The organism is Thermorhabdus hydrogeniformans, assembly GCF_049310025.1.
GTDB lineage: Bacteria > Bacillota > Thermosediminibacteria > Thermosediminibacterales > Tepidanaerobacteraceae > JBJYKD01.
Map to the genome: position 1 here is coordinate 1 of NZ_JBJYKD010000057.1, position 7,218 is coordinate 7,218.

Here is a 7,218-nt window from a genome sequence, read left to right on the forward strand (position 1 = left end):
AATTATCATTTATGTAATATTAAGGTATACAAAGTTTTTACTTGACTTTTATTAAAAAATTTTATGCAACGCTAGTGATTTTTGATATAAAATTGAACAATGTTAATATACCATAATATTGACTTAATATAAACTATAAATAAATACAATCAATTCAAATTAATTCAATCACTATAAATTTCGGTTGAATCTATAGCTAAATTACAAGACTTTGGCTTTTAGGCCCCCATAACCCTTTGATGCTTTGAAATTAATTATTGTAAATAAACTGAACGAAACCATTGTTAGGCATTAACATATTTATTAAGCAAAAAGGTCTTAGAATTCATGGCACTTCTCTCATATCTATTTACATTTCTTTCATTCTTTTCTAAATTCAATTGTATAAATTCATTAAAAAACATCATGTATTGACTGTGGCTGAAATATAAAGCTTCTTGTTACAGTTTATCTGAATATTAATTTAAAATGGGAGGGGAGAGGATTTGACGGGCTACATTGTTAAGAGATTGTTGCAGTTAGTGCCTGTATTGATTGGCGTTTCCGTTGTTGTATTTTTAATGATTTATCTTATACCTGGTGATGCGGCAGAGGTGATCGCGGGTCCTACTGCTACTAGTGAAGAGATAGCAAATATAAGGGCGAAGCTAGGCCTTGATCAGCCTGCCTATGTGCAGTACTTTAGGTATATGTCGAGGGTGTTAAGAGGAGATTTGGGCTATTCTTTCCAAACTGGCCAGGCCGTATCGGAGGCTATTGCTACAAGATATATAAATACATTCAGCCTGGCCCTGTTCAGTGCATTGATAGCAATCATTATAGGTGTTACCACAGGGATTATATCTGCAATAAGGCAAAATTCGTGGTTTGATCATTTATGTATGTCTATCTCCATCCTTGGTATTTCTGCTCCAACATTCTGGATTGGATTACTCCTGCTAGTAATCTTTTGTGTGGAGTTTAAGATACTGCCAATCTCAGGATTTAATGGGCAGATATGGACATGGGACGGCCTTAAGCATCTTATACTTCCTGCTATTACACTAGGGTTTAATTCATCTGCCATGATTGCCAGAATGACTCGTTCATCTGTCCTGGAGATAATACATCAGGACTATATAATGACGGCCAGAGCAAAGGGGATAAGTGAGTTTATTGTGATCATGAAGCATGCCTTTAAAAATGCTCTTATACCAATAATAACGGTGATTGGAATAGACTTTGGAAGTCTGCTTGGCGGGGCTGTTGTTGTAGAGTCTGTCTTTGCCATCAATGGTATTGGTAGGCTTATGGTGCAGGGTATAAATGCCAGGGACTTTCCTATGGTCCAGGGGACGGTCCTGGTGGTCGCCACAACATTTGTGCTCATAAATCTTGTGGTGGATCTGCTATATGCTGCCATAGACCCAAGAATTTCATACAGGTGAGGGGATAATTTATGAGTGAAACAGGTCAGATGATAAAGTACATGGAGGAAACATATAAAAGAAAAAGCCCTTTCATAGACCTGTGGAAACACCTTAAAAAGAATAAACTGGCGCTAACAGGGCTGGCCATTGTCCTCTGTTTCATAATTTTGGGTGTTTTGGCACCGGTGATAGCACCCTATGACCCATATAAACAGGACCTGACGGTGAGGCTTTTAAAGCCAGGCTCTCCAGGCCATATCCTGGGTACAGACGAATACGGCAGAGATATGTTGAGCCGGCTCATATATGGGGCAAGGCTATCTCTTCTGGTGGGGTTCAGTTCGGTGGGGTTTGGCCTGGTCTTTGGGGTGATATTAGGACTTCTGGCAGGATATTATTCTTCTATAGACAGTATTATTATGCGGATTGTAGATATCATGTTGGCGTTCCCCGGTGTACTGTTGGCTCTGGCCATAGTTTCTGCCTTAGGGCCTGGTATTACCAATGTTATAATAGCTGTGGGAATATGGTCAATACCAACCATATCCCGTGTTGTTAGGGGTACAGTCCTCTATATAAAGGAGATGGACTATATCACAGCTGCTAGGGCATTGGGAGAGACTGACTCAATGATACTCTTTAGAGAGATACTGCCAAACTGTGTCTCCTCTATAGTAGTGTATGCCACAATGAGGCTTGCCACAGCAATACTATCAGCGGCTACATTAAGCTTTTTAGGACTGGGGGCGCAACCTCCCGCTGCTGAATGGGGTGCTATGGCGTCTACCGGCAGAAACTATATATTCCAGGCACCACACATAACACTTTTACCTGGCATTGCCATAATTCTAGTGGTCTTTGGCTTCAATTCATTAGGCGATGGCTTGAGAGATGCCCTGGACCCCAACCTTAAAAATGCATTATAAAGTTAAATGTTTATTCTTTTAGTTCAGTTTAAAATTTAAAGGGGGAAGAAGACATTGAAGAAAAGCTTATTTACAATGCTCATTATTGTCCTGATGTTGACTTTTACATTAACAGCATGTTCTTCAGGAACGCAGACAAATAACCAGCAAACCCAGACTGAAAAAACACAAACAGCACCTCAAGAAATAACATATGTATCCATGACAGATGCGGTGGGCCTTTCACCTATACTCACCAATGATTCTGCATCCAGCAATGTAATAAGGAATATTTATGAGACACTTTTTATGAGGGACCCCAAGACAGGGGAAATAAAGCCTCTACTCGCAGAATCCTATGAAAACCCTGATGAAAACACATGGATAATAAAGCTCAAAAAGGGTATTAAATTCCAGGATGGTACACCGTTTACCTCGGAAGCAGTAAAATACACATATGAAAAGATAATGGACCCGAAGACGGGTTCTCCAAGGGCAAGCCTATTAAAATCCGTAAGCTCCATAGAGACTCCGGATGACTATACGGTCATTATCCATACTAAGGAACCCTATGGAATAATGCTTACGGCTTTAGCCCATGATAACCTCTCCATAGTAAATCCTAAGGCAGATAAGAATGGAGATATCAATAGAAATCCTACTGGTGCAGGCACCGGGCCGTACAGGTTTGTTGAATGGATACCCGGAGATCATATCACCCTGGAGAAAAACCCTTCCTACTGGCAGGGTGCACCCAAACTTGATAAAGTTACATTTAAGGTCGTACCTGAAATGGCTACAGCAGTATCTATGATTGAAACGGGAGAGGCAGACTTCCTGGTGGGGATACCACCCGAGCAATTAGATAGGCTAAAAAATAACCCTGATGTTGAAGTGACAGAAATAAAGGGAAATCCCACAAGGTACCTGGGCTTTAATTTTAAGAAAAAGCCCTTTGACAACCTAAAGGTAAGACAGGCCATATCTTATGCTATTAACAGGGATGCTTATATAGAAACATTAAATGGTCTTGGGTATAAATCAAGGGGCATAATCGGTCCTAAACTCTTTGGTTATCATGAGGAAATAGAGCAACACGGGTACGATTACGATCCTGAAAAAGCAAAACAGCTTTTAGCTGAGGCCGGGTATCCCAATGGATTTAAGACCACACTTACAGTTGGAAATACCGACATTTATATGAAAATGGCTCCATTTATCCAGGCCCAGTTAAAAGAAGTGGGTATAGATGTAGAACTCAATGTTATGGATTGGGCATCATTCCTGGCATACTGCAAAGCAGGTAATCAAGAAATGTTTTTGAATGGCTGGATGAATGTGACAGGTGATGGAGAAGAGCTACTTTATCCACAGTTCCATTCTTCAAATATTGGCGCCTCAAACTATTCGAGGTACGACAAGCCTGAGATGGATGAGCTCATCATGAAGACAAGGGTTACCGTCGATCAGAATAAGAGGTATAATTATTTAAGACAGGCGAACATAGCCTTTACAGATGATGTGGCATGGGTGCCTATGTTTAATGATGTAGTTACAATGGCTGCCAGGAAGAATGTAAAGGGTATTATATTCGAACCAAATGGAGAGTTTAGATTGAATAATGCATATAAAGAATAGGTGATGTAATTGGACACGCTTTTAAAAGTAAATAACCTAAAAACCTATTTTTATACGATTGACGGCATAGTACCTGCTGTGGATGAGGTTAGCTTTGAGGTAGGGATGGGTGAAACACTAGGGATTGTTGGAGAGTCGGGCAGCGGCAAGAGTGTCACTGCCCTTTCCGTGATGAGGCTTGTGCCAAATCCGCCAGGCAGAATAATTGGTGGCTCAATAAACTTCAAAGGGGAAGAGTTGCTTATCAAACGGGAATATGAGATGAGGATGATACGTGGCAATAAAATAGCAATGATATTTCAGGATCCCATGACATCATTAAATCCGCTTTTTACCATAGGTGATCAGATAATAGAGGCCATGGTAATTCACCAGGATATTAGCAAAAAAGAGGCCAGAGAAAAGGCAATAGAGATGCTGAGGATGGTGGGCATCCCATCTGCTGAAAAAAGGATAGATGACTATCCCCATCAGATGAGCGGTGGTATGAGGCAAAGGGTGATGATTGCCATGGCCCTATCCTGCAGGCCAGACCTTCTTATAGCTGACGAACCAACTACTGCCTTGGATGTAACAATTCAGGCCCAGATTCTGGAACTGATAGAAGATATGAAGGAAAAGCTAAATATGTCAGTGATGATAATAACCCATGACCTGGGAATTGTAGCAGAGATGGCTGACAAGGTTGTGGTAATGTATGCGGGTAAGGTCATGGAATACGCCGATGTTAACAGTATCTTTTCCTCTCCTCTCCACCCATATACACGAGGTCTTATGGATTCCATCCCAAGGATAGACAGGGAGGAAGAAAGGCTAAAGTCTATAGAGGGTACCTTGCCGACACTTACTGGAAATTTTAAAGGATGCAGATTTAAAGATAGATGTGTCTGCGCTGAAAATATATGCCATGAAGAGGAACCGCCTATTGTAAATATTGGAGAAAGACAGGTTAGGTGTTTCAAGTATGTATAAGAGGTGGATTTATGGAACTTTTAGAGGTTAAAGAACTCAAAAAATTTTTTCCTGTGAAGGGCGGTTTCTTTTCAAGGACAGTAAACTATATAAAAGCTGTTGATGGGGTATCTTTTAAGGTTAAAGAGGGTGAGACACTTGGGCTTGTGGGCGAGTCAGGCTGTGGTAAGTCTACCACAGGCAGGACCATACTCAGGCTCTATGAGCCGACAGATGGGAAGATTTACTTTGAGGGAGTTGATTTTACAGCGCTAGACAAAGAAAAACTTAGAGCAAAAAGAAAAGAGATGCAGATAATATTTCAGGACCCATATTCATCTCTAAATCCAAGACTTACTGCTGGTGAGATAATAGGGAGAGCAATTGATGTGCACAGGATAGCCAAGGGAAAGGCCAGAGAGAGACGCATTATAGAGCTTTTGGATGTAGTTGGGTTAAAAAGAGAGCACTATCACAGGTATCCAAATGAATTTTCCGGTGGTCAAAGGCAGAGGATAGGTATAGCAAGGGCTTTGGCCTGTAATCCGAAGCTCATAGTTTGCGACGAACCAATATCAGCCCTGGATGTATCTATACAGGCCCAGATAATAAACCTTCTTAAAGATATCCAGGAGCAGTTTAATTTGACCTATATATTTATAGCTCACAATCTGGCAGTGGTAAAACATATAAGTGATAATATAGCAGTTATGTATCTCGGGAAGATAGTAGAGATGGCAGACAAGAAAGAACTCTTTTCAAGGCCACAGCATCCATACACCGCTGCACTCCTAACAGCAATTCCTATTCCGGACCCAACTAAGAGGCATTCAAGGATTAAACTGGAGGGGGATGTACCAAGCCCTATCAACCTTCCACCGGGGTGCAGGTTTGCCTCCAGGTGTTCTGAAAGAACTGCCATTTGCAATGAGGTAGAGCCAGAACTTATAGATATTGGCGGGGGACATATGGTAGCCTGCCATAACAGGAGATGATAGATTGAATACCGACGATATCATGAGAATTGCTTTAGAAATGTCGGGTTTTAAAAGTATACCAGAGGACTCAGAGATTTATATTGAGGGGAATAATATAAAAAGGGTTCTTTTTGGGATAGATATTGAGGAGTCAGATATATATATGGCCAAAATGATGGGGTATGACGCAGTAATATCCCATCATCCGCTCGCTTCTTGTGTAAATGCATATAAGGTATATAAAGACCATGTGAAGCTGATGGTAAAGGCCGGTGTGCCGGAAGAGATAGCCTTAAAGGCTGTAGAGGATAAGATGGAGAACATAAAAATTACAGCCAGCTCCTCAAATTATGACAGGGTGGTCTCTGTGGCCAGGCTATTAGGTATGCCGCTTTTAAATATTCATCAGCCGTTAGATGAGATTGGACGCAGGATAATGCAGGAGAAAGTAGATAAGGTATTAGAGAAACAGGATGCCACCCTGGAAGATATATTGGACGGGCTTTATGAAATAGAGGAGTTTAAGAGGGCCAGGACTGATGTTAGTGTCCTGATTGGGGATAGAAAATCTATAGCAGGAAAAACAGTGGTAGCTCATGGTGCCTATACCAATGGAGGCTATGAAGTTGCCAGGGCTTATTATAAAGCAGGTGTTAAGACAGTAATATATATACACATATCATATGCAGATTACAAGAAACTAAAAGACGAAAATATGGGAAATTTGATAGTCACGGGGCACATCGCCAGCGACTCTGTAGGTATTAATCCGTTTGTAAATAGGCTTAGAAAAGAAGGACTTGAAGTTACCACATTTAGCGGAATAATTTAAACTGACTCGGCTCCATTCTAAAATTATAGTAAAAGGACTGCTTAAAATGTAGTTCTCTTTAGATTTAAAGTTTTACAAAGAGAGAGCATTGCTTATCTTTCTCTGGAGCGCAAATCACCCTGCCATCATAGTAAGGGCCAGAGTATATGTCACTATATCCAAATTCATAGTATTATTACAGCACAATTTGTACATTATATTTCCCGGCGAGCTTATGGCAACACCAGATACCGTGGCCGCGACGGGAGGGAATCTTTTTTGTTTCAATGGCGTTTTTGTTAAAACCATCCTGCAGCGATTTCTGTACGAAGGTTGAGCTTGATGGTTGTACAGTTACTAGTAAAAGAAGGCATGATATAATAGCATTAAAGGAGAAATTACAAAAAGGGACGTGATATGCGTTGAGTGGAAAAATAAAAAAGCTGGGGCCGGGGGAACTTTTGCTCATGTTTTGGGCTTTTTTTAAAATCGGCGCATTTACCCTGGGCGGCGGGTTTGCCATGATA

At 40.9% G+C, this 7,218-nt stretch carries 6 protein-coding genes; all 6 read left to right on the forward strand.

All coding sequences use genetic code 11. From position 1 onward, the window contains the following. The first annotated feature begins 485 nt into the window (after positions 1-485). From ACKX14_RS15250 to ACKX14_RS15275, 6 genes are read left to right on the forward strand one after another with little or no spacing between them, the layout of a single operon-like run. Positions 486-1,427: an ABC transporter permease gene (locus tag ACKX14_RS15250; RefSeq protein WP_422449170.1), complete on the forward strand. Its 942-nt coding sequence runs from the start codon at positions 486-488 to the stop codon at positions 1,425-1,427. An 11-nt stretch (positions 1,428-1,438) separates the two neighbouring features. After that, positions 1,439-2,335: an ABC transporter permease gene (locus tag ACKX14_RS15255; protein WP_422449172.1), complete on the forward strand. Its 897-nt coding sequence runs from the start codon at positions 1,439-1,441 to the stop codon at positions 2,333-2,335. Between the two features lie 54 nt (positions 2,336-2,389). After that, positions 2,390-3,952, forward strand: coding sequence for a glutathione ABC transporter substrate-binding protein (locus ACKX14_RS15260; RefSeq protein WP_422449174.1), 1,563 nt, complete (start codon positions 2,390-2,392; stop codon positions 3,950-3,952). A 9-nt stretch (positions 3,953-3,961) separates the two neighbouring features. Continuing rightward, complete coding sequence (locus ACKX14_RS15265) at positions 3,962-4,924, forward strand: ABC transporter ATP-binding protein (protein WP_422449176.1); 963 nt, start codon at positions 3,962-3,964, stop codon at positions 4,922-4,924. 11 nt (positions 4,925-4,935) lie between these two features. Beyond that, positions 4,936-5,898, forward strand: a complete 963-nt coding sequence (locus ACKX14_RS15270; RefSeq protein ID WP_422449178.1) for an ABC transporter ATP-binding protein — start codon at positions 4,936-4,938, stop codon at positions 5,896-5,898. 4 nt (positions 5,899-5,902) lie between these two features. Further along, on the forward strand, positions 5,903-6,712 hold the full coding sequence (locus ACKX14_RS15275) for a Nif3-like dinuclear metal center hexameric protein (RefSeq protein ID WP_422449181.1): 810 nt from the start codon (positions 5,903-5,905) through the stop codon (positions 6,710-6,712). Positions 6,713-7,218 lie beyond the last annotated feature (506 nt).

Excerpts from the sequence above, each read along its gene's own strand:
- ACKX14_RS15270 (WP_422449178.1), top strand. The coding sequence starts at position 4,936 with ATGGAACTTTTAGAGGTTAAAGAACTCAAAAAATTTTTTCCTGTGAAG.
- ACKX14_RS15255 (WP_422449172.1), top strand. The coding sequence starts at position 1,439 with ATGAGTGAAACAGGTCAGATGATAAAGTACATGGAGGAAACATATAAA.